Origin of the sequence: Enhygromyxa salina (assembly GCF_002994635.1) — a bacterium.
Lineage (GTDB): Bacteria > Myxococcota_A > Polyangia > Nannocystales > Nannocystaceae > Plesiocystis > Plesiocystis salina_B.
Window position 1 is genome coordinate 1 of record NZ_PVNL01000100.1, and the last position, 23330, is coordinate 23330.

Sequence of the window (23330 nt, forward strand, 5' to 3'; positions counted from 1 at the left end):
CGGCGGACGGCGCCGCCGGGGTCCCCCCGCCGCCCGCGACCGGCGGGGGCGTGGTCTTGGCCCGACGCTCGGCCGGGCTGACACGCGACGCCGACACCCGGCTGGCGTACGCGACCAACTCCTCGCTGCTCGGACGATCTTCGGGCGCGACCTGCAGGGCGCGGCGACACAGATCGAGCAGGGTCTCGACCTGGCCACCGCGGGTCACCCCCGGATCCAGGCGCGACGACGGATCGGGGATCTCACCGTGGCGCTTGCTGACCAGGATGTCGATCACCGAGCCCGTGAACGGCAGCGCGCCGGTCAGGCACTCGAACAGCATGGTGCCCAGCGCATAGAAATCGGCCGCGGTCCCGGCCACCTCACCGCCGGCTTGCTCCGGCGCCATGTAGGCCGGCGTGCCCATCATCTGGCCTTCGCGGGTCATGCCGTCGTCGACCTCCGACAGCTCCGAGACGACCCCAAAGTCGAGGATCACCACCCGCCCCTCGCGGGTGACCAGCACGTTCGAAGGCTTGAGATCCCGGTGGACGCAGCGGGCGAGGTGGAGGTGGTGGACACCTGCGATCAGCTGACCGAGCGCGAGCTCGAGCCGGACCAGGTTGGGCAGCTGGCCCTCGGGGGTGTCGCCGCGGACGTAGTCGACGAACGACTCGCCGTCGACCAGCTCCATCGTGAAGAACGCCTGGCCGCTGGGCAGCACGACCAGCTCGTCGAGCGCGATCAGGTTGTCGTGCTTGACGTCCGCGAGCGCTCGAAACTCGCGCTTGAATCGATACAGGCGGGCCGCGTGAATGTCCGACAGCACCTTGAGCGCGACCAACGGGCCGTGCTTGCCCTTGCGGGCCGCGAACACCTCGCCCATGCCGCCCGCGCCGAGCCTGCGATCGAGCTTGTAGGCGCCGAGCATCGAGCCCGGCCCCACTCGTTGGTGGCCGGTCAGATCCTGGTCCGACCCCACGATCGTCGCCTGGTCTGCGTCCGCCGTCACCGTCGCGTCGTCGTGCGCCGCCGGGCTCACGATCGTGTCTGCGCCAGCGGGTGGATCTCGGGACTCGACCATCCTTGGGGTCGGAGTGTACCGCTCTTCGCTGGCCCCGACCGCTGGCTCCGGCGGCACCGTCAGCGCGGGTGCGGGTCGCCGCCGAGCCCATCCGGCTCCACGCCGACGACGCGCACGATCGAACCGAGGTAGCCCGCGCGAACTTCGACGACGTCGCCGGGCCGCAGGAACATGGTCGACGCGCTGAAGCTGCCGATCGCCGCCCGCAACCTGCCGAGCCGGTCCAGCAGGCGCTCGCCCATGATCCGCTTCCACCGCGGAACCGAGAACGCGACGCCAGATGGGGTCCCAGTCAGCAACAAGGTGCCCGGCGAGATCGCCCCGCGGGCCTCGCACACACGACTCAACATCTGGCGCGGGGTCTCGATCAGCAGGTCCAGCCCGGCGTCCTGCCGGACCGCACCGTTGACCCGAGTCTCGAGCCGCAGCGCTGGCCAGGCGTCGAGGTTGAACTGCTCGGGTACAAACGCCCGCGCCGTCGTTGGGGCGAACCCTGGCAGCGACTTGGCCGCGGTCCAGTACGCCAGCCGATCGTCTTGGCCCTCGCCGAGGATCTGCACGCTGCGCGCGGTCACATCGTTGGCGACGACCAGCGCGACCCGACCGCCGCTGGCCAGCTCGTCGATCTTGCTCGGGTGTTCGAGGCCATCGAGCAGCACCAGGCCGAGCTCGACCTCGTAGTCGAGCATGGCGGGCACGAACCCGAACGGGCGCATGGCCTCGGCCAGCGCAGGATCGAGCGCCTCGATCACCGCGCGCAGGCGCGGGGACGACGGCCGCAGCAGCTCGCCATCACCGGGGCTCCAGACCGCGGGATCCTTGGCGAACACGACCGGGTCGAGCCCGCTCGCCGTCTCCTTGGCGTGGGCCTTGTACGTCAGCCCCAGGGCGATGATCGCCGCGGGCGCCGGCGTGTCGATCCACTCGCCCGGCTCCGGCGGCCCAGCTGCTGGATCGGCCGGCGGCGAGGTCGACGTGACCGCCCGGGCGCGCGGCTTGGCCTCGGTCTCGTCCCAGCCGACGTACGCGAAGTCCTCGTAGTCCTCCGGCCCATGAAATTCGATCGCCGCGCAGGTCGAGCGCAGTCGGGTCTTCGGCAGCCAGCCCAGGCCGACCCGCTCGTACAGCTCGATCTCGACCTGCGCGAGGTTGGTCTGCGCGACGTGAAGATCGCCGCCCGCGAGCTTGCGATAGTCCCAGCCCGCGTAGGTCGCCGCCGGAGCCCACCCACGCAGCAGCAGCCGTCCGCCCGAGTACGTGGTGGCGTGATGCAGCACGCCCGCCCGGATCGACTCCACGCTGGCCCGCGCCGACTTGGTCAAGCTGGTGTTGTCGACCACCTCGTCGTCGATCTGGGCCCACAGCGCGCACAGGTTGGCGCCGCCTGCCTTGGGCGCGACCGCGGTCAGCTCGAGCGTGGCGTCGTGGGTGGTGAAGCGCGGCGCCCAGATCCAGCGCAGCCACTCGAGCCGCTGCTGACCCCAGAGGTGCATCTGGGTGAGCAAGCCGCCGTCGAGATCGAGCCGCTGCCCGTTGAGCTCGACCCAGCCGGTCACGGCCGCGTCGGCGTGCGGGTGGGTCGCGTGGGTCCCCACCGGCACGAACCCCGGCAGCTTGGGCACGCGCTCGATCACCGGCTCCGTGGCCTCGTAGCGCAGGTCCCAGCGGATCGCCGACTTGCCGCCCACACAGCTACCTTTGGAGTGCCCGTGGCCAAGCTCGGCGTCGCCGACCCGGACCCGAAACTCACCCGCGGCGGCCTCGGTCGACATCGCGCCGAGCGAGTGGATCTCGCGCGCGGCCGTGGTCGTGCCGCGCTCGGACACCACCGCCCACACTCGCGCGTCGCTCGAGCTGTCACTCGCGAACCGGGTGAAGCGGACCCACAGCGCTCGCTCGACCCCGGGCACGAGCACGACGAAGAACCAGATCTCGAATCCGCGACCCGACCACTGCGACCGGTTGGCTTGTACCGAGGCGATCATGATGGCGGACCGATCGTATCAGGTAACCGCAGACCCCACAGCCACGCGTCGCTGCTTGTGTGCATGCGCCGCGCGGGCCTAGAGATCTAGAGATCCAGAGATCGCAGCGACGCTGCGAGAGGACTTCGGACTCGTTTGCAAGTCGCCCCGGGGGACCGGGTCAGCCACCCGCCAACGACGCTCGCGCGCCGCCACGTTGACCAGTATCTGCGTTGCCGCTGACGGCAATCGCTGCCGCACGCGTGGGCGGTCTCTGCAATCTTTGCTACCGGACCCGAGGTATTCGCCGTCGATCTCGATCTCGATGTAGTCGCCACATACGAATGGTGGGAGCGTTCCATACCCGCATCCGCGTCCGCGCCGGCCCTGATCAGCACCGCTTGCGCCACGCCGCCAGCGCGCACGGCCGGCCGCAACCGGCGTGCCTACAACGTTCTCGACGTCGGACCGGTCATCGCCGCTCGTATTGCGCACCCCGTGCGATCGCCCGAACTGTCAAAATGCCGATTAACGTGAACCATTGCGACTCACGGCCGCGGCGCTGCTGCACCGCGCGCCACGCACGGAACCCCGTCCTGCGCGTGGCCAGCCGGCTTTGCAGGTGGAGCGGATCAATGCCACTTTTCGATCTTGGAATAAGCTCTGCTCCCCGCTCACCCGTATCGGCTACATCCTGTTCTCTCGGCGCACTCGCATGCACATGCTCAACAACGAGTACCGCTTGCTCAGACGGCTTGGCCGCGGGGGCATGGGCGAGGTCTGGGAGGCCGCGCGGATCAAAGAGAACCATGTGGTGGTGCCATGCGCGATCAAGCTGCTGCATCTCGACTTCACCGAGACCACCCGCGAGCGGCAGCTGTTCTTCGATGAGGCCCGGATCGCCACGCAGCTCGACCACAGCCGGATCGTCAAGGTCATCGACATCGGCACCGACAAGGGCGGGCGGCCGTTCCTGGTCATGGAGCGGGTCGACGGCATCGACCTGCGCAGCTTCCTCAAAGAAGCCGAGAAAGAGGAGCAGGTCCCGCTCGACATCGAGATCACCACCTTCATCGTCGGCGAGGTGCTGGCCGCCCTCGACTACGCCCATGAGCGCACGGTCGGGGGCGCGGACGCGGGCATCATCCACTCGGACGTCACGCCCGGGAACATCATGATCTCGTCGAGCGGCGAGGTGAAGCTCACCGACTTTGGGATCGCACGATTCGCCGCCACCGCTGGCCCCATGGCCCGGGCGATCGGGACCCCGCGATACATGTCGCCCGAGCAGCTGTCTGGCGATCCCAAGCGCGAGACCGACATCTACGGGCTCGGCGTCGTGCTCCACGAGATGCTCGACGGCAAGCGCTTCCTCGACGGCTGTACCCCCGATCAATTTCGCGAGCGCGTGCTCCATGGCCCGCCGCCGCCGCTCTCCCGCGCTGACGTCCCCGGCTGGCTCGATGCGCTGCGGCGGCGGATGATTGCGACCGATCACCGGGATCGGCCGCGCGCCAGCGAGGCGCGAGCCGTGCTGATCGAACACTGCCCCCGCTACCTCGCGGCGGGTGAGCGGCTCAAGACCAGCTACGCGCGCCTGATCGGCCGGCGCCGCTCGGGGGTCACGCAGCTGCTGCAAGCGAGTGATGACGTCCACGTGCACGGGCTGCCCGCGCAGGTCGGTCCTGACCCGGCGGACTCGAGCCCCGCCAACCGCTCGAGTCATGCGGGCGCGAGCGGCTCAGCGGTGCCCGATCCGCACCGCGAGATCACCGAGCCCGATCCGCCGCGTCGCCCCACCTCGGAGCCACCGACGGGGTTGGCCGTCAGCCCCACCCACGGGAGCGATCACCACGATCGGATCGAGGCCACCGAGATCCTGCCAGCCCAGTCGAGTCTCCGCGTACACATCGACCGGGCCGAGCAGCACGAGCTGTCCGAGACCGGTGAGGACAGCGTGTCGACCCCGCTCGCCGACGCCAACACCCGCACTGGCGCCGACCACAGCCACGACAGCTTGACCTGGTCGTTTTGGCTGGCGTTCGTTGGCGGCGCGACGGCGTTGATCCTGCTCATCGCCGTGCTCGTGCTGCTCGTGCAGCTGCTCGCCGCCGACAAATCCGTGATGCCGGCCGTCGACAGGCCAACCCTCGATGTCATCGAAGCCCCGCCCAGCGGCGCCACGGACACCGCTCAGCCCACACAGCTGCCCGCCAAGGCTGCGGGTCAGCCGACCTGTCACGTCGCCCATCGTTGACGCACCAGGCCGACTGCAAGCCCGACTGCGGGCTCGTCAATACTCGGTCGGCGTGTCCCCGTCTTTGATCATGACCTTGTACAGATCCGTGCGCCGGTCGACCCACGGCCGCACGCTGCCGAGCTTGCGGGTGCGCCGGAGCACGGCCATGTCGAGGTCGTGAATGATCAGCGCCTCGACGTTCTCGTTGGCCTGCGCGGCGATCCCATCGCGCGGGAACTGGATGTCCGAGGGGGTGAGGATGGCCGCCTGCGCGTAGTGGATGTCGGCGCCCTCGACCTGCGGGAGGTTGCCGATCGGGCCCGAGAGCACGGCGTAGACGTGATTCTCGATGCAGCGGGCCGCCGCGCACGAGCGCACGCGGATGTGGGCCGCGCGAATGTCCGTGTTGTAGGGGATGAACATGATCCGGGCCCCGCGACCGGCCGCGACCCGAGCGAGCTCGGGAAACTCGACGTCATAGCAGATCAAGATTGCGACCTTGCCCATGTCCGTCTCGAACACCTGGACGTCGTTGCCGTGCTCGACGCCCCACCAGCGCTGCTCGGCCGGGGTAATGTGGAGCTTGTATTGCTTCTCGACCCGCCCGTCGCGGTGGAACAAGTACGCGATATTGAACAGCCGGCCCTTCTCGACGGTGAGGTGGCTGCCGGCGATCACGTTGACGTTGTATTTGATCGCGCTGCGCTGAAAATAGTCGATGTACTTCTCGGTGAACCGGTCGAGGTTGCGGGCCTGCAGCGCCGGGCGCTCGGGCGGCAACAGGCCCAGGAGCTGGTTGGTGAGCAGCTCGGGGAACAGCACGAAGTCACAGTGATAGTCGGCCGCCGTGTCGATGAAGAACTCGCACTGGGTCGCGAACTCTTCGAAGCTCCCGACCGAGCGCATCTGGTAGTTCGCCGTCGCGACCCGGACCGAGTCGGGCGCGAGCCCCTGGGGCGGCGTGTAGTGCGGGTTGAGCCACTCCATGAGCACCGCGTAGCCGCAGCTCTCGGTGTCCGAGGGCAGGTAGTTGGGCAGCACCCGGCGGATCGCAAACCCGTTGGCGAGCTGGGCGTTGAGGGTCGCGTCGCGGATCTGCTTGCGGACGACCTGCGCCACGTAGTCGTGGATCGACAGCTCGCTGGCGTGCTTGTGGAAATTGGGCACGCGCCCGCCAATGAGCATGCGCCGGAGGTTGAGGGTTCGGGCCAGCTCCTTGCGAGCTTCGTAGAGGCGTCGAGCGAACCGCTGACCGCGGCTGCGCGGGCGCACGGCGATGTCGATGCCGTACAGCGTGTCGCCCTCGGGGTCGAAGGCGGCCGCCGTCCCCATGATCTCCACGTCCTTGAACGTGTGGTTTTGGGTGTACGCGGCGCCGTTGACGAGCAGCGAGCTGGACGTGGCGACGATCTTGCCGTCGAGATCCACACAGATCTGGCCGTCCGGGAACAGCTCGATCAGACGGTTGAATTGAGCCTTGGACCAGGGCGCGATGCCGGGGAAGCACTCCCGCTGGAGGTCTCGAACCTGCTCGAGATCTCGCTTGCGGAGCTTGCGTACGACGACGAGCTGTTTGTCTCGGGTCCGACTGGTTGCCATCGCGGCAGCCTTACCACACCCCGTGACGCGTCGGTTGGCCCGCTCAGCCCTTGACGCACACGACCTGACGCAGGGTGTGGACGATCTCGACCAGGTCGGCTTGCGCGGCCATCACGGCCTCGATCGGCTTGTAGGCGGCCGGGGTCTCGTCGATCACCCCCTCGTCCTTGCGGCACTCGACGTGCTTGGTGGCCTCGGCGTGATCCTGAACGCTGAAGCGCTTGCGTGCCTCGGTCCGGGACATCGCCCGGCCGGCCCCGTGACTGCACGAGCAGAAGCTCTCGGGGTTGCCCTTGCCGCGCACGATGAAGGACTTGGCGCCCATGCTGCCGGGGATGATCCCGTACTCCCCTTCCCCGGCGCGCACCGCCCCCTTGCGGGTGACCCACACGTCGGCGCCGTAGTGGTGCTCCCGCGCGACATAGTTGTGATGACAGTTCACGGCCACGCTCGGGGTCGAGAATGGCCGCAGCCCCGGGGCCTGCTCGAGCGCGGACAGCACCGCCGCCATCATCAGCTCGCGGTTGATCCGCGCGAAGTCCTGGGCCCACCCGACCGCCTGCACGTAGTCGTTGAAGTGATCGGTGCCCTCGGGAAAGTACGCGAGGTTCTCGTCGGGGAGGTTGATGAACCATCGCCGGATCTCCTCGCGGGCGAGCCGGATGAAGTACGAGCCGATCCGGTTGCCGACCCCGCGCGAGCCCGAGTGCAGCATCACCCACACCTTCTCGCGCTCGTCGAGGCACAGCTCGATGAAGTGGTTGCCGGTCCCGAGCGTGCCGAGGTGCACGACGTGGTTGGCGTCGGCGATCTTGGGGTGCTTGTCGACGATCACGTCAAACCGGGCCGACAGCTCGGTCGCCCAGCGCTTCCCCACCCGGTCGGGGATGTCGCCCCACGCGCCGCTGTCGCGACTGCGGCGGTTGTTGCTGCGACCGTGGGGCACCGCCCGCTCGATCGCCGCGCGCACGGGCGCGAGCGTGTCGGGCAGATCCTCGGCGCGCAGCGAGGTCTCGACCGCCATCATCCCGCAGCCGAGATCCACGCCGACCGCCGCTGGCACGATCGCGCCCTTGGTCGGGATCACCGAGCCGATCGTGGCGCCCATGCCCCAGTGCGCGTCGGGCATCGCCGCGACCCACTTGTGGACGAAGGGCAAGCGCGCGACGTTGGCCAGCTGCCGCAGCGCCGCGTCCTCGATCGGGACCCCGTGAGTCCAGCGCTTGACCGGGACCGCGCCCTCGTGGTTGTCGACCTCGTAGTTCGTCGTCGTCGTCGTCGTCATCGTCGCCACCACAACCTAGCACCGAGACCCGCGACCAGCCCCAGCTGCAGCAGCACCCACCACGACATGCGCGGGGGCGTGTCCGGCGAGGACCCGCCGCGGGTCTCACAGCCACAGCCGTCGTCGGCCTGCTCGCCCAGGAGCGCGACGCAGTCACACTGGTCGCAGCCGCTGGGCAGCAGATCCACGCCGCTGTCGTCACGCAGCCAGCACAGCTCCGGCAGCGGCACGCCATAGATGCCACCCAGCCCACAGTCGCCCCCGCGCGAGATCACGCCACCGAGCCGCCACTCGCCGCTGGCGAGCTTGACCAGCGCCGGGCCCCCCGAGTCCCCGCGGCAGGTGTCGCTGCCGCCACCGCCGGCCCGGAACTCTCGACCCGACTCGTTGAACGAGGTCAGCGTCGCCTCGACCTCGCGCTTGATCCCGACCACGCCGTCCTCGTCCTCGCCGAAGCCCACGAAGATCGCTTCGTGACCGACCTGCATCAGCTCGTCGAATTCGGCCTGGTTGGTGATCGGCAAGATCGGGGCGATCGGCATGTCGCCCGGCAGCCGGACCCACGCGAAGTCGTGCAGATCCTCGCCGCACTCCGACGGCAAGCAAAACTCCGGGTGGCTCCCCCACTCGCTCGACATGATCTGTACGCCGCTGAGCCGGTCGTCACCAAAGCTGATCCGGACCTCGCCCGAGGGCGCCGGGTCAAAGCAGTGGGCCGCCGTCAGCACCAGGTTGGGCGCGACCAAGGTGCCTGTGCACAGCTTGTCGGTCTGGACCGCGACCACGGCCGGCCACGCGCCCGGCTCGACCTCCTCACCGCCGTAGATCAACGGACCTGGGGGATCGTGATCGATGTGGCCGGGACCGGGGATCGGGCCCCCCGCGAACCACGTACTAGCGAGCACCAGCGCAAGCAACGGCATGAACACGCAGCATACCGGCGATGCCGCTGCCAGACACCCTGCGGTTCGGGCGAAAATTCTAGCGATTGAGCGCGATGAACTCCTTGGTGTAGGTCGGGCTGCGCAGCTCGAACTCGACGAGGTCGTCGTCGGGCGAGACGTCGAAGATTGGCCGCAGGGCCAGCCGGATCAACCCGATCGGCAGCAGCCCGGCCGCGAGCACCAACGCCCACGACCACCAGCCTGCGGCAAACCACTCGAATCGGTCGGTGAGGTAGAGCAACCCCGCGAACCCGGCCAGCGCGAACCCGGCGACCGAGAGCAGATCGCTCAGCCGCGCGAGCCGAAGTCGCTTCACGTGATCCTTGCAGACCGGCAGCTGCGACTGCCAGCGCGCCAGCACGTCATCGGACACCGGCCGGTAGAACCCAAAGAATTCGACGAGCGCGAGCGTGTGCCCAGGCGAGGCCTTGCCGCACACGGGGCACCGGTCGGGGAAGCGCACCGGGTGAAGCTTGGACAGCGAGACGGGAACAGGGCGAGCCATGGGCGGGCTCCATCGTGCCTCATGTGTCCCTCAATCGCACGACGTCAGGCAAAACTCAGCTGACGCGTTCGAGGAAGAAGCCCGAGACGCTCGCGCGCACGTTGTGCCCGGCCGCCGGGCTGACCGGCGCGATCATGTGGGGGGCACCAGCGAGCAGCACCAGGCGGTTGGGCTTGGGCATCACGAAGCTGCCGCAGCCCATGTCGAGCAGGCGCTCGGAGTAGGGCTCGGTCTCGAACCGATAGGCCATGATCGGGAGCTCGGGCTCGGCGTCTGCCTCGGGGTCGGGATCTCCGAGCTCGCCGAGTTCGCCGATCAGGAGCTCCCCACCCCAGTGCGCGTTCCAGTGCGGGTGCGCGTAATAGATGAACGCGCCCGCATAGAGCTCGTGATCGTCGACGTGCCACGACAGCCCGGTCCCGTGGGGGTACACGTAGGGGCGGGCGCTGAGTCGGTCCCAGGTGTCGGCGACCAGACCCTCGTACAGCTCGGGCCGGGTCAGCAGCGCGTGGATGACCCGATCGATCGGGGTCTGGCTCGGGTAGCGCTGCGGTCGCCCCGGATCGTGGCGCGGCTCGGCGCTGCGGTCGTCGGTACACAGCTCGTGGCCGCCGAGCGGCACGCCATCGTCGAGCTTCCACGCGCCGCGGCTGCGAGTGACCGGGAGCAGCTCGAGGAACTGAAAGTGGCTCCAGACCTCGGTCCACGCGTCCTCCTCGAGGAAATCATCGATGACGCGAAAGCTGGGGTGGTCGATCGTGGCCGACATTGGCCGGGACGATTCCAGCTGGCCAGGCCCACCGCAAGCCGGCCCACCGTCGCGCGTTGGGCTGGCGCCCCCAGCGGCTGGGTCGCGATACCGAGCGAACCCAGGGTGGCGAGCACCGCGACAGTGAGTAAATGCTGCGCCCAAATGCCCGCGCGAGCAGACGTCTGCCAAATCACATCAACGAACGGGGCAATTCGCCACTAGTGATCTTTGGGTCAATCACAGCAAAGCTTTCACCTACACAATCCCTCATTTGCCCCGTAGACCTTGCGCTGACCGTGCCAAACCGGCCCACTCTGGGACAGTGAGTATTCTCAGGTGCCAATTTCCGATCATACAGCCTGATGCGACAACGAACTCATAGGAGCCAGCACTGATGAGGTCGATGCCCGAGTTAATGTTAGTCCAAGAGACCGTCGAGCGCGCTAGCGCTCACCTCCAATCGGTGCTGACGCTCGTGCAGCTCAGCTTTGACGAGGGGGCCGCGGTCGCGAGGCTCACCGCCAGGTACGAGCGCCGGGTCATTGATCCAGAGGCCAGCGCGTACTTCGAGGAAGCCAAGCGGCTGCTGCTGCGACCCGAGCCCAACCTGGCGCTCGCGCTGATGGCCCTGTGGATCGCAGCCAGCCGCGAGCCCGACTGCTACGGGTTGACCCACGCCGGGGTCCTCTCGCTGCTGTTGGACGCCGCGCAGGACACCGCCGCGGCCGAGCTCGCGGCCGCCGAGCCCGAGCAGCGCCTCAGCGTGGACCTTCAAAAGCGCAGCTGAACACACGCGCCGCCGCCCGTGAGCCGAACGGAGCCCGCCGGCCCGCGCGAGGCGTCGAGCCATGGGCTCAGCTGCAAGCGCTGGACGAGCGGCTCGCCTCGCTCCCAGCGTTGATGCTGGGAGCGACGCGACGCACCGATCGCGAGGTAGACGATCCCGGTGCCCGTCAGCAGCCCGCCCTCACCCAGGCCGGCCCAGCCGAACGCGCGCAGGGACGAGCAGCCTTGCTCAGGGTCGGAGCACATCGAGGGTTGGTCGGCCATCCAGATGTTCAGCACCCCGGCCCCCGTCCGCAGCAGCCCGAGCGAGAACAGCACCGCGCCGATCGTCAGCTCGTCTTCACCGTCGTGCGGCTCGCCCTGCCGCTCGCGCTGCTCACCGAGGGTCCAGTAGCCACCGGGCGGCGGCTCGTCCCCGGGCGGCGCCGCGGCGATCGTCGTCCCCGCCCACAGCACGGTCGCGAAGAGCGAGAACATTGCGCCCAGGATGGCCGCGTTCACCAACTGAGGCAAGCTCGCGCGTCAGGTCACGCTGGGGTTGCGTCGGCAGATCAGATGCCCACGTTCGCGGCGCACCAGGGGCCCCGGTCCAGCGAGCCCCCAACCCCGCGTCCGGACGGGCGCAGAGAGAGCTATCGACAATGGCGGCATTCAATCCCGAGAAGGCGACGGTCAAGACCCGTCACGCGATCGCCCACGCCCAGGCCATGGCCCGCGATCTCCACCACGCACAGGTCGACAGCCTGCACCTGTTGATCGCCGCGATCTCGCAAGACGGCGGCCTCGTCCGTCCGCTGCTCGAGCGCGCGGGCGTGCACGGAGCGGCGATCGAGCGGGCCGTCTCGACGGAGTTCGGCAAGCGCTCGCAGGTCAGCGGCGCGGATCTCAGCGTCTCGCGCGAGCTGCACGCCACCCTCGATCTCGCCGCCGACGAGGCCGAGGCACTCAAGGACAAGTTCATCAGCAGCGAGCACCTGGTCCTAGCGATGCTCTCGGACAGGGCCGACAAGGCGCAGATCAAGGCCACGCGGATCCTGCGAGAGCTCGGCGCCTCGCGCGAGCTGGTGCTCTCGGCCCTGCAAGAGATGCGCGGGAGCCAGAGCGTCACCACCGAAGATCCCGAGGGCACCTACGAGGCCCTCGCCAAGTACACCCGTGATCTCTCCGGGTTGGCCCGGGCCCAGAAGCTCGATCCGGTGATCGGTCGCGACGCGGAGATCCGCCGCGCGATCCAGGTGTTGTCGCGGCGGACCAAGAACAACCCCGTGCTGATCGGCGATCCCGGAGTCGGCAAGACCGCGATCGCCGAGGGCATCGCGCTGCGGATCGCGGCCGGCGACGTGCCCGAGTCGCTCAAAGATCGCCGGCTTGTCCAGCTCGACCTCGCGTCGTTGGTCGCGGGCGCCAAGTACCGCGGCGAATTCGAGGAGCGGCTCAAGGCCGTGCTCACCGAGATCGAGCAGGCCAATGGACAGATCTTGCTGTTCATCGACGAGCTCCACACCTTAGTTGGCGCCGGCGGCAGCGAGGGCACCCAGGACGCGGCCAACATGCTCAAGCCTGCGCTGGCTCGCGGCGAGCTGCGCTGCATTGGCGCGACCACGCTCGACGAGTACCGCAAGTTCATCGAGAAGGACAAAGCGCTCGAGCGCCGGTTTCAGCCCGTGATGATCGACGAGCCCTCGGTCGAGGACACCGTCTCGATCCTCCGGGGTCTGCGAGATCGATTTGAAGCTCACCACGGCATTCAGATCGAGGACGCCGCGCTGATCGCCGCCGCCAATCTCAGCCATCGCTACATCCAAAATCGGTTCTTGCCAGACAAGGCGATCGATCTGATCGACGAGGCCTCGGCCCGGCTCAAGATGGAGGTCGAGAGCGTGCCGCTGCCGATCGACGAGCTCGAGCGTCGGATCACGCGGCTCGAGATGGAGCGTCAAGCGCTCGAGCGCGAGGCCAAGGGCGGCGGCCTGCGCGACAAGCTGGGCGCGATGCTGGGCGGCCAGAGCGACGAGGACAAGCAGAGGCAAGAGCGCCAGACCGAGCGGCTGCGCGCCGTCGAGTCGGACCTCGCTGGCCTGCGTGAAGAGGCGGCCGCCCTGCGCGGGCGCTGGCAGACCGAGCGCGACCGGCTCGGCGCGATCAAGCAGCTGAGCGAGCAGATCGAGCGGGTCAAGGCCGACGCCGCGCGAGCGCAGCAGTCTGGTGATCTCGAGCGCGCCTCACAACTGACCTACGGGACCCTGCGCGAGCTCGAGGCCCAGCGCGTCGCCGCCCGCGACGAGCTCCACGAGGCCCAGGCCGACGGCTCGTTCCTGCGCGAGGTCGTGACCGACGAAGACATCGCCGAGATCGTCAGCAAGTGGACGGGCATCCCGGTCGCCAAGATGCTGCAGGGCGAGCAAGCCAAGCTGCTGGCGATGGAGGACAACCTGCACAAGCGCGTGATCGGCCAGGGCCAGGCGATCGCCGCCGTGGCGTCCGCCGTCCGTCAGGCGCGAGCTGGGCTCGGCGATCCCGACCGCCCGATCGGATCGTTTTTGTTCTTGGGTCCGACCGGCGTCGGCAAGACCGAGCTCGCCAAGGCCTGCGCCGAATTCCTGTTCGATGACGAGCGCAACGTGGTCCGCATCGACATGAGCGAGTACATGGAGAAGTTCTCGGTCTCACGCCTGATCGGCGCCCCGCCCGGCTACGTCGGCTACGACGAGGGCGGCCAGCTGACCGAGGCCGTGCGCCGCAAGCCCTACAGCGTGATCCTGCTCGACGAGATCGAGAAGGCCCACCCCGAGGTCTTCAACCTGCTGCTGCAGGTGCTCGACGACGGTCGTCTGACCGACAGCCAGGGCCGGACCATCGACTTTCGCAACACGCTGATCTTGATGACCTCGAACATTGGATCCGAGCTGCTCGCGGCCGAGCTCCCCGAGGACGAACTCGAGCGCGCGCGGGCCAAGCTGCTGCGTCAGCGGTTTCGGCCCGAGTTTCTCAACCGCCTCGATGATGTGATCCAGTTTCACCCGCTCGGGCGCGAGCACATGCTGGGGATCCTCGAGATCCAGCTGCGCCGCGTGGCCAAGCGCTTGCGCGGGCGCGAGCTCGAGCTCGAGGTCAGCGAGGAGGCCAAGCTTTGGCTCGCGGATCGTGGGTATGAGCCCGAGTTCGGCGCCCGACCGCTCAAGCGCTTGTTGCAGCGGCGGATCCTCGAGCCGCTGTCGCGGGGGATCCTGGCGGGGGACTTTAGTCCAGGGGACATTGTCGTGGTCACGCTGGATCCGGGCGCGGACGGTCTGGCCCTCGAGGCCAAGCCCGCGGCGCTGCGCGAGGCTGGGTAGGGGCGCGACCTGAGCCAACTTCGCCTGGGAGTGTCAGTCGCGGTGGCCGGCGAGCGCCGGGCCAGTTCGATCGCCGCCCCATCCTGTCAATCACTGCTCGAGATCTCGACGACCGCGCAGCCCGGCACCGCCCGCTCGAGCCGCTCGATGCTGCGGGCGGGCAGCTGCTGCCACTCGACGAGCACCTCGCGCAGGCGCGTGAGCCGGCGCAGGTGGACGAGGCCGCGGCCAGTGACGCGGGCGCCCATGAGATCTAGCCACTCGAGTCGCTCGAGCTGAGCGACGTGGACGAGCTGACGATCGACGACCCGGGTATACGAAAGGTCGAGCCTGCGCAGCGAGGCCAGCCCGGTCAGGTACACGAGGCCCGAGCCATCGATCCGCGTGTCGTGCAGACCGAGCGACTCGAGCTCCCGAAGGTTGGCGAGGTGATCGAGCCCGCCCTCGCCAGTCAGATCATTCGAGCTGACGTCGAGCTCGCGCAGCTCAGTCAGCCTCGCTAGCCAAGCCATGCCCGCGTTGGTCAGGTCGTTCGCGCCGATGTCGAGTCGACGCAGCGAGCTCAGCTGCGCGAGCCGAGCCGCGCCCGCGTCGCTCAGTCCGGTGTAGTGGACATGCAGGCTGACCAAGCCGGCGAGCGCTGCGAGGTGGCGCGCCCCCGCGTCCCCGAGCGGCACACCGTCGAGATCGAGCTCGCGCAGCTGTGTCAGGCCTACGAGTTCGGCGCCCCCCGCTGGGCCGAGCTGCGTCCCACGTAGGTCGAGGACCTCGAGCACAGGCAGACGCCCGACCGTGGCCATGCCCGCGTCCGTCACGGCCGTGTGACCGAGGTCGAGCTCGCGTAGGCGCCCGAGCTGGGCGAGCGCAGCGACGCCATCATCGCCAACAGGGGTTCCCCTCAGACCCAGCGTTCGCAGTTGGGAAAGCTTGCCGACCGCGACCATCCCCGCGTCGGCGACGGTCGTGTCCTCGAGCTCGAGCACCTCGAGCTGCGGCGTGTGCTCGAGCTCAATCAAGCCCGCGTTCGTCACCGCTGTCCCACGCAGGTCGAGGCGCCGCAGCTCACCCAGATCGACGAGCTTCGTCATGCCCGCATCCGTCACCGCCGTGTGCCGGAGCCCAAGCTCGGTCAGCGGCGCGAGCCCGATGATGGTCGCCATTCCGGCGTCGGTGATATTCGTGCTCGCGAGATCGAGGACCTCGAGCTCTTCGAGCCGCAGGAGCGACAGCAGGCCGCGATCGGTGATCTGGCCGCGGGTCAGCCGAAGCTCGCGCAGATGGGAGAGCGCGGAGATCCGCTCGAGAGTTTGGTCGGCGAGCGAGTAGCGATGCTCGCAGATCAGAACCTCGAGCCGCTCGAGTTGCTCGACACCTTCGAGGTCGTCAGCCTCGACGAGGTCGGGGCACCTCAACTCGGTCGCGTCGCGCCGCACGTTGACCCCGCAAAGATGGATCTCATCAGGCCCCGGCTCGGGCACACAGCGCTCGACCCCGTGCATCCCAATCACAAGCAGCCGCTCGCAACCCCTGGCCTCGAGCCCGGCGCTCGTCGGCTCGAGCGAGGCACGATCTCGCGTGCAGCCACCCACGGCCAGGACGAGCGCGAGTGTTTCCACCCCGATCCAGCGAGCGAACGGCACGACGAGCAACCGGATCGGAGACGCAGGCTTTCAGTGTCACGGTGCACAGCGCCCGGGTGTTGCGAACGGCGTGAAAGCTGCGCGTGACTCGTGCGATGCTGCGACGGTGCGAACACATGGGACAGGTCTGTTCATCGCGGCCCTCATCGCGGTCGTCGGCGTAGACACGCTGGGCTGCGAGCGCGGTCGCTCGACGGACCGACCCGAGGCGGACGACCCCGCCGAGCTCGCGTCCGCGCTCGCCGAGGTGACCGCGACCGGTCGCGAGATCCATCGCCGCGACATGTTCGCGTGGTGGGCCAGCGACGCGGCCGTGCCCCAGCTGACGGCCGCGGACGCGGAGGTCCTGCGCGGCTGGGTGCTCGACGCCGATGATCCGAGCCTGGTCCACTTCGTCGCCGAGCTCGACGGTGGGCCGCACAGCCTGCTGCGCGTGCGCTGTAGCGAGGCCAGCGCCTGCACGGTCGAGCGGCCCGCCGAGCCGCCGCCGCTGTCCGAGCGCAACGCCGCGCAGCAGCGCGCGGTCGCGACCGCCAGCCAGCACCCGAGCTTCGAGCCGACCTCCGAGCGCTACAACCACGTCGTGGTCCCGACCGCCGACTCGCGTTGGGCGGTCTATATGATCGCAGCGACCGTCGATCCCAACCTCGCGATGCTCGGTCGTCACTATCAGTTCCTGGTCTCGGCCGACGGCGCGCAGGTCGTCGACTGGCGGGCGTTCAGCAAGACCGCGCTGGCGCTCGAGCTGCGCCCGGCAGGCATGCCCGAGGGCGCGAGCCTCGAGGCCCTCGTCGTCACGCACCTGCTCGACCCGATCCCGACCGAGCTGCACGTTTGGGTTGCCCTCAACTATCGGATCAAGCTCGCCGTCATGACCGGATCGAGCGCTCATTGGATGATCGACGTCGACGGCAGCGTCACGCGAGCCGAGTGACTCGTCGATGGACCCAACGGGATCGGTGGCGCGCGAACTCGCGCCGACGACTGATAAATGATGCTCGGGTGATGATCGAAACGCTGGCCGCTGGCACTAGGTCGAGATGAGGCGCATTTCACTGCTCACGTTGGGACCGTTTGCGGCTGCTTGCGTCGTGGAACCGGTCGACGAGGCCGGTGGAGACTCGGAGACCGGGTTGGAGGGCGGAGACGGGGACGGGGACGGCGACGGCGACGGCGATGGGGATGGCGACGGCGACGGCGACGGTGATGGCGACGGCGACGGCGACAGCGATTGGAGTGGCGACGGCGACGACGACGGCGGCGGCCCATGTGGTGATGGCGATGGTGATCCGCCCGGAACATGCGGCTGCGTGGGTCCCGCCCAGCCATGCTGGCAAGGCTGCATGGACTGGGATCCACAGCGGACTTGCGACGACGTCTGTGCAGGACTCGGCGAGACCTGTGTCGCAGGTGGTTGCGGGGGCGCTACGGCCCTGGGTGGGGATCCCTGGTGCCCGATGACCGGTGAGTGGGGGATGTTCCTCGACCTCGGCTGCGACGAGCCGATCCCGGCGTCGCCCAATCCGGACGACCCGGCCATGTACGCGTGCTGCTGGACCTGACTGATGCTCGTCCCGTGTTTGTCGGGGGCTGATGCGCAGTCTTGCTCGCTTGGCTCGATTGAAATTCATTCACAATTCAAACTGATCGACGCCCTTCGGCTGAGCTAGAGTGCGCCGATGCCCGGTCGAAGCTCTCCCTACACTGCCCGCTGCTTCGTCCTCCCCGTTCTCCTTTGCAGTCTTGCCTGTACCGATGACACGACCGTCGCCAACGCTGGCACGAGCGGTGAGACCGACACTGGCAACGCGGACGAGAGTGGGGACGGCGATGGCGACCCCGGAGATGGAGACGGCGACGCTGTGGAGGAGTGTGGAAACGGCGTCGTCGAGGGCGACGAGGAGTGTGACGATGGCGACAGCGACAACACCGACAACTGCCTCGACAACTGCCTCGAGTCGACCTGTGGCGACGGCTACGTCGGGCCGGGTGAGGGCTGCGACGACGGCAACATGGTCGACGACGATGCGTGCACCAACACGTGTGCGTTGGCGTCGTGTGGCGACGGGATGGTCCAAGTCGGAGAGGGTTGCGACGACGGCAACACCGACAACACCGACGAGTGTTTGAACACCTGCGTCGTAGCCAGCTGCGGGGATGGACACGTGTGGGCCGGCTTCGAAGCCTGCGACGACGGCAACGCCGACAACACCGACGACTGCCCAGAACTCTGTGCGCACGCGACTTGCGGCGATGGCTACACCTGGGCCGACAACGAAGAGTGCGACGACGCCAACCTCAACAGCACCGACGCATGCACGGAGACCTGCGAGTCCGCGGAGTGTGGCGACGGACACATCTGGGCAGGCAACGAGGAGTGCGACGATGCCAACGATGACAACACTGACAACTGTGTGCTGGGCTGCGTCGAGGCGATATGTGGCGACGGCTATCTCGGTCCTGGCGAGGGGTGTGACGACGGCAACGCAGTCGACGAGGACCAGTGCACAAACGCGTGCGCGCTCGCAACCTGCGGCGACGGCGTCCTGCACCCGGGCGAGAGCTGCGACGACGGTGACCTCGACAACACCGACGCGTGCTTGAACACCTGCGTGAACGCGAGCTGCGGGGACGGGTACACATGGGCGAACAACGAGGAGTGTGATGACGGCAACGCGAACAACACCGACGCGTGTCCCGAGACCTGCATCGCGGCCTACTGCGGCGACGGCTTCGAGTACGCAAACGTCGAAGACTGCGACGACAACAATGACAACGACAACGACGCCTGCTCGTCGCAGTGCGCCAACGCGATCTGTGGTGACGGCTTCTTGTGGCTGGGGTTGGAGGAGTGCGACGACGGCAACATGGTGGGCGGCGACGGCTGCTCACAGATCTGCACGACCGAGCCCAATCCACCCAACAACTGGCTGTTTCGCACCAACACGTGGGGTGGGAGGAGTGACCATCGGTTCCGAACCATCGTCAACCTGGCCGATGATGACGTGTGGTTCCTCGGCCAATCCGTCGTCCACTTCGACGGCAGCTGGCTGACGTCCTACGAAGTTCCCTTTGGCCAAGGCTTGTGGATGCTCGACCACGCCGTCACGCCGGAGGGCGACATCTGGGCGACCGAGATCCAGAAGATGTACCACTACGACGGCTCGGGGTGGGCAGTCGTCGACTTCGAGCAGCCCTACAACGTCGAGGGAGTCTGGCGTAGCCCAACCGGGGTGATTTGGATTGGGGCCGAAGACGGCATCATCTTGCGCAGGACCATCATCAACACGTGGGAGGAGGTCCCCTGCCCGGTCGTCGAGGACGTGTCGAGCTTATGGGGCACCGACGACGACAACATCTGGGCGGTGACGACCTCGGGGACGGTCCTGCGCTGGGATGGCAACACCTGGGCAATCGACGATCAGGTCAACCAGGGGTTCGTGCGCATCCGCGGCATTGATGAGAACAACATTCAGGCGGTGACGAGCACCGGTATTCAGCGCGAGTGGGACGGACAGATCTGGAAGAATGTCGGTTTACCTACGTACGCGTACTACGACATCTGGTGGCCCGCTCCGGGGAAGCGCTGCACCGTTGGTGGCAACGAGTTCGATGAGGGGTACATGTCCTGCTTCAACGGAAACTTCTGGGAGCACGTCAAGCCCGCGTCGACCACGGACTGGATCGATACGATGACGGAGCTCGACGACCAGCGTCGGGTTGCGACGGACGAAGAAGGCGGCATTCAGAGCCTCAGCCCGCAGAGCGGATGGCTCACGGAAGTCCCACTATCCGATCAGTTCAGCTTCCCCATGCGTGGGGCCTGGCGCCGCAGCGACGATGACATCTGGGCAGTTAGCAGCACCACCGGGAGGGTCGTCCACTATGACGGCAGTGACTGGACTCAGACACAAAACCTAAACACCGGAGAGCTGTTGCGGATCGACGGTTTCGGCAATACTGGTTGGATCGCCCGTCCCATCGGCTTGATGTGGAAGTTCGATGGCAACGCCTGGATCCCACAGAATGTACCGGTCGCCACCGTGCAGATCTCGTCGCTGGAGATCTTCGCCGAAGGGCAAGGCTGGGCCACCGGCTCTTCCGGTGGAGTCTACCGACTACTTCGCCTCCAGAACAACATTTGGTCAGACGCCACTGTCCCCGGCCTCAACGGCGGCCGAGTTTACGCGATCGACACAGACAACGCCTACATGCTCTCTGGCGCCGCGACCCTCTATCATTGGAACGGAAGTGATTGGGCCGTCGTTCCAAACATCCCACTCGACAACAACGCGAGTTTTTCGGCGATCGAGGGCACCGGACCCGACAACATCTGGATTGTCGGAGGCAACGACACGGTGTTGCAGTGGGACGGTCTCGATTGGACGGAGCACGATATCAGCCCGAACCCATTCACCCCCGAAAACCTCAACGTGCTGGGTCTCGACGAAACGGGTGACGTCTGGACTCGCGCGATGGTCTCCAACGAGATCTTTCACTATCATCAGGGCCAGTGGAGCGTGAGGACGCTACCCTTTTTGGAGAGCTCGCTCGCTACCGTCCGAGCGAGTGACAACTCCCGCTGGTGGATCGGGGGCCGATTCCTGGAGACCCGGAACTAGCAGACATCTAACCCGCGAACGATATCACCCAACCTGCGGATACGCGCGTCGACAGCGCGCTGACGGACGCCACCGCGAACACGCGCGCGCCCGTGCCCCAGCTCGTAGGTCTCTCCTATGGGTCCGCCTTCGAATTTCTGACTCTGAACCTCGAAGGTCGCGTCGCGCCCCGCCTGGACGTGGCCGGGCATGTTGGTCTCACTGCGCGTTGGCGCGGGTCATGATCTGTGGCACACCGAGGCAGCGCCGTTCGTCCTTGGTGATCGTGAGCCCCGACTGGTCCGCAGCGGTGCGGGTCCGGCGGGTGCGTGAGCCTGGTCATGAGCCTGATCGGGAGAACCTGGATCGGAGCTGCACGGCTGATCTACTTGGATGAAGTCACGAAAGAGAAGCGACATGACCCCCAACATTCTGATCATCCTCGCGGACGACATCGGCGTCGATGCGTTTCGTATCAACCCACAGGCCAAGACGGTGTTCGCCAAGGTCGAGGGCGAGAGCGACACCGCCGGTCCGGTGCGCCTGCCGACCTTCTCGAATCTGCTCGCCAACGGTGTTCACTTTGCGCATGCCTGGGCCCACCCCGTATGCACGCCCACGCGCGCCAGCTTGTGGACGGGCACCCAGCCGTGGAGGACCGGCCTCGGCTATCCGACCGGCGGCGGCGATGAGCTTCCAGACCAGACTGTCACCGGCGAGCCGGTCGTCAGCCTCGCCCAGGCCCTCGGCGACCGCTATCGCTGCGCCATGTTCGGCAAGTGGGACCTCGGGCCGAGCAAGAACCCTGTCGAGTGGGGCTGGAACTACTTCGCCGGGATCTTCCGTGGAGGCCTACGCGTCGATGGTGTCCGCCAGTACGGCTTTCCGCCGCCGCCTTCGCGCATCGGCTATGATCGGCTGCGCAACGCCGAGGGCAGCAGTCGAGCCGAGAAGTGCAGGGCCGCCGCCGACGTCCTCGCCGCCAAGTACGACGAGACATTCTTGGCCAACAACCCCGACCTGCGCTTCTATATTTGGGAGAAGGACATCGTCAAAGCCGACGGCACCGTCGAGGCCAACCAGCCACCGAGCGCGCGGGACTACCCCTACGCCACCGAAGACCAGGTCGAGGACGCCAAGCGCTGGATCGCTGCTCAGGCCGGCGAACGCCCGTGGTGCGTCGCCCTCAACCTGATCACGCCACACGACCCCTTCCACGTGCCCCCGCCGGGGACCTTTCGGGCCGACACGATCACCAACCCGGCCGCGCCGACGGTCCAGGAGATGCTGGTTGCGATGCTCGAGTCGATGGACCACTACGTCGGAGATCTGCTCCAGGCCATCGACGAGCAGCTAGACAATACGGTGATCATCTTCGTCGGCGACAACGGCACCCAAGACCGCGACGCCGACACCAACCAGAGCGTCGACAAGCGGCTCGGCGACGATAAGAGCACCGAGTCGATCGGTGGCATCCACGTCCCGATGATCGTCGCGGACGGCGGCCTGCTCGCGGGCAAGGCGCCCTGCTACATCCAAGGCTCCGCGCGGACCGTCGCCTCCCCGGCCCATATCATCGATGTCTACAACACGGTCCTCGACATCGCTGGTGGCTCGGACCGGGCGACCGCCGACTCGCTCAGCTTTGCCCCGCACCTGACTGGAACCGGGGGGACCACGCGGACCCATAACTTCAGCCAGATGTTCCTCGAGCCCAGCAACGGGACCAGTCCGGGTATCAACGCCTCGGCCAGCGACACGAAGTCCGAGTACAAGCTCACGTGCAAGCTGCTGACGAACGCCCAGTCCCAGGTCGTGGACCGCGACGGCAAGCCGACCACGCAGCAGGTCTACGACTACGAATTCTCGCGCCTCGACCCTGAGGAGGGGATCCCCGGCTCGTCGGTCGAGACCCCGATCGACGCGCTCACGGCCAACTCGGACGGGACCTTCACGGTCAGCGATCTGAACTACCAGGCCAAGATCCTCGAGCTCTACGCGGTCCTGCGCGAGCAGTTTCTGAGCAACGCTAAAAATTCCGTCCCCATCATCACACCCCAGGATACAGTCATGAGCTTCAACCCCGCAGATACACGTTGGTCCGTCACCGCCATGAACGACAGCGGCGCGATCGGCAGCTTCCACCCGACCCCCTGGGCCTTCGCCGATGACGGGACGATGAACGCGTCGCCACATTGGACCGGCAAGTACGAGCTGATCCCCGGCTCGGACCATTCCTACGCCTGCTCGATCTCGAATGGTGACGAGTTCATGGTTCACTTCGTGAGCCCAACGCGCTTCGTCTCGACCAGGAACGGCGTGTTGTACCGCTTCGGCAAGAAGCTCTAGAGATGCCGTTGGCACGGCGACTCGTATTCGTGCCGACGGTGTTCTTCGATTGCGTTGCATCAATCGTCTCGGCGCGGCTGGGACGTCGACGAACACATTCAACTCGCCACACACGCATCGACTCGGCTTCGGGCCCACCCTCGCTGCACGACGTCGGTTGACTCACGTCGAGCCACTCGAGCCCATCTCGCCCCTGCTCAGACCCCACCGAGCGCGCAGATGTGCCCACGCTACGGTCTGACTCGCCCCTTCTCCCTGCGGACTGGTAG

At 67.4% G+C, this 23330-nt stretch carries 16 protein-coding genes; 7 read left to right on the forward strand and 9 right to left on the reverse strand.

The features are described 5' to 3' along the window. On the reverse strand, positions 1-1063 hold a 1063-nt coding region (locus ENSA7_RS24355), incomplete at its 3' end, for a serine/threonine-protein kinase (protein WP_106091738.1). Between the two features lie 59 nt (positions 1064-1122). Beyond that, positions 1123-3048, reverse strand: a complete 1926-nt coding sequence (locus ENSA7_RS24360; RefSeq protein WP_106091739.1) for a fumarylacetoacetate hydrolase family protein — start codon at positions 3046-3048, stop codon at positions 1123-1125. A gap of 694 nt (positions 3049-3742) precedes the next feature. On the opposite strand from ENSA7_RS24360, the gene ENSA7_RS24365 reads away from it, so the two are divergent. After that, positions 3743-5284: a serine/threonine-protein kinase gene (locus ENSA7_RS24365; protein ID WP_106091740.1), complete on the forward strand. Its 1542-nt coding sequence runs from the start codon at positions 3743-3745 to the stop codon at positions 5282-5284. A gap of 36 nt (positions 5285-5320) precedes the next feature. On the opposite strand, the gene ENSA7_RS24370 is transcribed toward ENSA7_RS24365, so the two are convergent. Genes ENSA7_RS24370 through ENSA7_RS24390 form a run of 5 tightly spaced genes read right to left on the reverse strand, consistent with a single transcriptional unit; the run spans position 5321 to position 10368 of the window. Then, positions 5321-6865, reverse strand: coding sequence for a bifunctional GNAT family N-acetyltransferase/carbon-nitrogen hydrolase family protein (locus ENSA7_RS24370; protein ID WP_106091741.1), 1545 nt, complete (start codon positions 6863-6865; stop codon positions 5321-5323). 43 nt (positions 6866-6908) lie between these two features. Next, positions 6909-8150, reverse strand: coding sequence for an RtcB family protein (locus ENSA7_RS24375; protein WP_106091848.1), 1242 nt, complete (start codon positions 8148-8150; stop codon positions 6909-6911). After that, a complete protein-coding gene (locus ENSA7_RS24380; RefSeq protein ID WP_106091742.1) occupies positions 8147-9073 on the reverse strand; it encodes a S1 family peptidase in 927 nt (308 codons plus the stop codon). The genes ENSA7_RS24375 and ENSA7_RS24380 overlap by 4 nt, the downstream gene beginning before the upstream one ends. Before the next feature lie 58 nt (positions 9074-9131). Further along, positions 9132-9599, reverse strand: a complete 468-nt coding sequence (locus tag ENSA7_RS24385) for a hypothetical protein (protein WP_146158082.1) — start codon at positions 9597-9599, stop codon at positions 9132-9134. A 55-nt stretch (positions 9600-9654) separates the two neighbouring features. Continuing rightward, positions 9655-10368 carry a 2OG-Fe(II) oxygenase gene (locus ENSA7_RS24390; RefSeq protein WP_106091744.1) on the reverse strand — a complete coding sequence of 238 codons (714 nt, stop codon included), beginning with the start codon at positions 10366-10368 and terminating at the stop codon, positions 9655-9657. A gap of 445 nt (positions 10369-10813) precedes the next feature. Between ENSA7_RS24390 and ENSA7_RS24395 the strand changes: the two genes are divergently transcribed. Further along, on the forward strand, positions 10814-11137 hold the full coding sequence (locus tag ENSA7_RS24395) for a hypothetical protein (protein WP_146158083.1): 324 nt from the start codon (positions 10814-10816) through the stop codon (positions 11135-11137). Here ENSA7_RS24395 and ENSA7_RS24400 read toward each other — a convergent pair. Beyond that, positions 11122-11613 carry a hypothetical protein gene (locus ENSA7_RS24400; protein ID WP_146158084.1) on the reverse strand — a complete coding sequence of 164 codons (492 nt, stop codon included), beginning with the start codon at positions 11611-11613 and terminating at the stop codon, positions 11122-11124. The two genes, ENSA7_RS24395 and ENSA7_RS24400, sit on opposite strands and share 16 nt — an antisense overlap. A gap of 164 nt (positions 11614-11777) precedes the next feature. On the opposite strand from ENSA7_RS24400, the gene clpB reads away from it, so the two are divergent. Further along, a complete protein-coding gene (gene clpB / locus ENSA7_RS24405; protein ID WP_106091747.1) occupies positions 11778-14471 on the forward strand; it encodes an ATP-dependent chaperone ClpB in 2694 nt (897 codons plus the stop codon). A gap of 86 nt (positions 14472-14557) precedes the next feature. Here the strand turns inward: clpB and ENSA7_RS24410 are convergent, their stop codons facing one another. Next, the gene (locus ENSA7_RS24410) at positions 14558-16087 is read right to left on the reverse strand and encodes a leucine-rich repeat domain-containing protein (protein ID WP_146158085.1); all 1530 of its coding nucleotides are present in this window, start codon (positions 16085-16087) and stop codon (positions 14558-14560) included. A gap of 130 nt (positions 16088-16217) precedes the next feature. Between ENSA7_RS24410 and ENSA7_RS24415 the strand changes: the two genes are divergently transcribed. From ENSA7_RS24415 to ENSA7_RS24435, 4 genes are all read left to right on the forward strand, one after another. Then, positions 16218-17045 carry a hypothetical protein gene (locus ENSA7_RS24415; protein WP_106091749.1) on the forward strand — a complete coding sequence of 276 codons (828 nt, stop codon included), beginning with the start codon at positions 16218-16220 and terminating at the stop codon, positions 17043-17045. Between the two features lie 157 nt (positions 17046-17202). Continuing rightward, positions 17203-17673 (forward strand): hypothetical protein, encoded by a 471-nt coding sequence (locus tag ENSA7_RS44090; RefSeq protein WP_181234058.1) that lies wholly within the window; start codon positions 17203-17205, stop codon positions 17671-17673. A 117-nt stretch (positions 17674-17790) separates the two neighbouring features. Further along, complete coding sequence (locus ENSA7_RS24425) at positions 17791-20733, forward strand: DUF4215 domain-containing protein (protein WP_106091750.1); 2943 nt, start codon at positions 17791-17793, stop codon at positions 20731-20733. A gap of 396 nt (positions 20734-21129) precedes the next feature. Next, complete coding sequence (locus ENSA7_RS24435) at positions 21130-23061, forward strand: sulfatase-like hydrolase/transferase (protein ID WP_181234059.1); 1932 nt, start codon at positions 21130-21132, stop codon at positions 23059-23061. Positions 23062-23330: the final 269 nt, after the last annotated feature.

What these genes read in the sequence shown, in the direction of transcription:
- ENSA7_RS24360 (WP_106091739.1), bottom strand. Translation starts at nt 3,048, where the DNA reads ATGATCGCCTCGGTACAAGCCAACCGGTCGCAGTGGTCGGGTCGCGGA.
- ENSA7_RS24365 (WP_106091740.1), top strand. Translation starts at nt 3,743, where the DNA reads ATGCACATGCTCAACAACGAGTACCGCTTGCTCAGACGGCTTGGCCGC.
- ENSA7_RS24370 (WP_106091741.1), bottom strand. Translation starts at nt 6,865, where the DNA reads ATGGCAACCAGTCGGACCCGAGACAAACAGCTCGTCGTCGTACGCAAG.
- ENSA7_RS24375 (WP_106091848.1), bottom strand. Translation starts at nt 8,150, where the DNA reads ATGACGACGACGACGACGACGAACTACGAGGTCGACAACCACGAGGGC.
- ENSA7_RS24380 (WP_106091742.1), bottom strand. Translation starts at nt 9,073, where the DNA reads ATGCCGTTGCTTGCGCTGGTGCTCGCTAGTACGTGGTTCGCGGGGGGC.
- ENSA7_RS24385 (WP_146158082.1), bottom strand. Translation starts at nt 9,599, where the DNA reads ATGGCTCGCCCTGTTCCCGTCTCGCTGTCCAAGCTTCACCCGGTGCGC.
- ENSA7_RS24390 (WP_106091744.1), bottom strand. Translation starts at nt 10,368, where the DNA reads ATGTCGGCCACGATCGACCACCCCAGCTTTCGCGTCATCGATGATTTC.
- ENSA7_RS24400 (WP_146158084.1), bottom strand. Translation starts at nt 11,613, where the DNA reads ATGTTCTCGCTCTTCGCGACCGTGCTGTGGGCGGGGACGACGATCGCC.
- clpB (WP_106091747.1), top strand. Translation starts at nt 11,778, where the DNA reads ATGGCGGCATTCAATCCCGAGAAGGCGACGGTCAAGACCCGTCACGCG.
- ENSA7_RS24425 (WP_106091750.1), top strand. Translation starts at nt 17,791, where the DNA reads ATGCCCGGTCGAAGCTCTCCCTACACTGCCCGCTGCTTCGTCCTCCCC.
- ENSA7_RS24435 (WP_181234059.1), top strand. Translation starts at nt 21,130, where the DNA reads ATGACCCCCAACATTCTGATCATCCTCGCGGACGACATCGGCGTCGAT.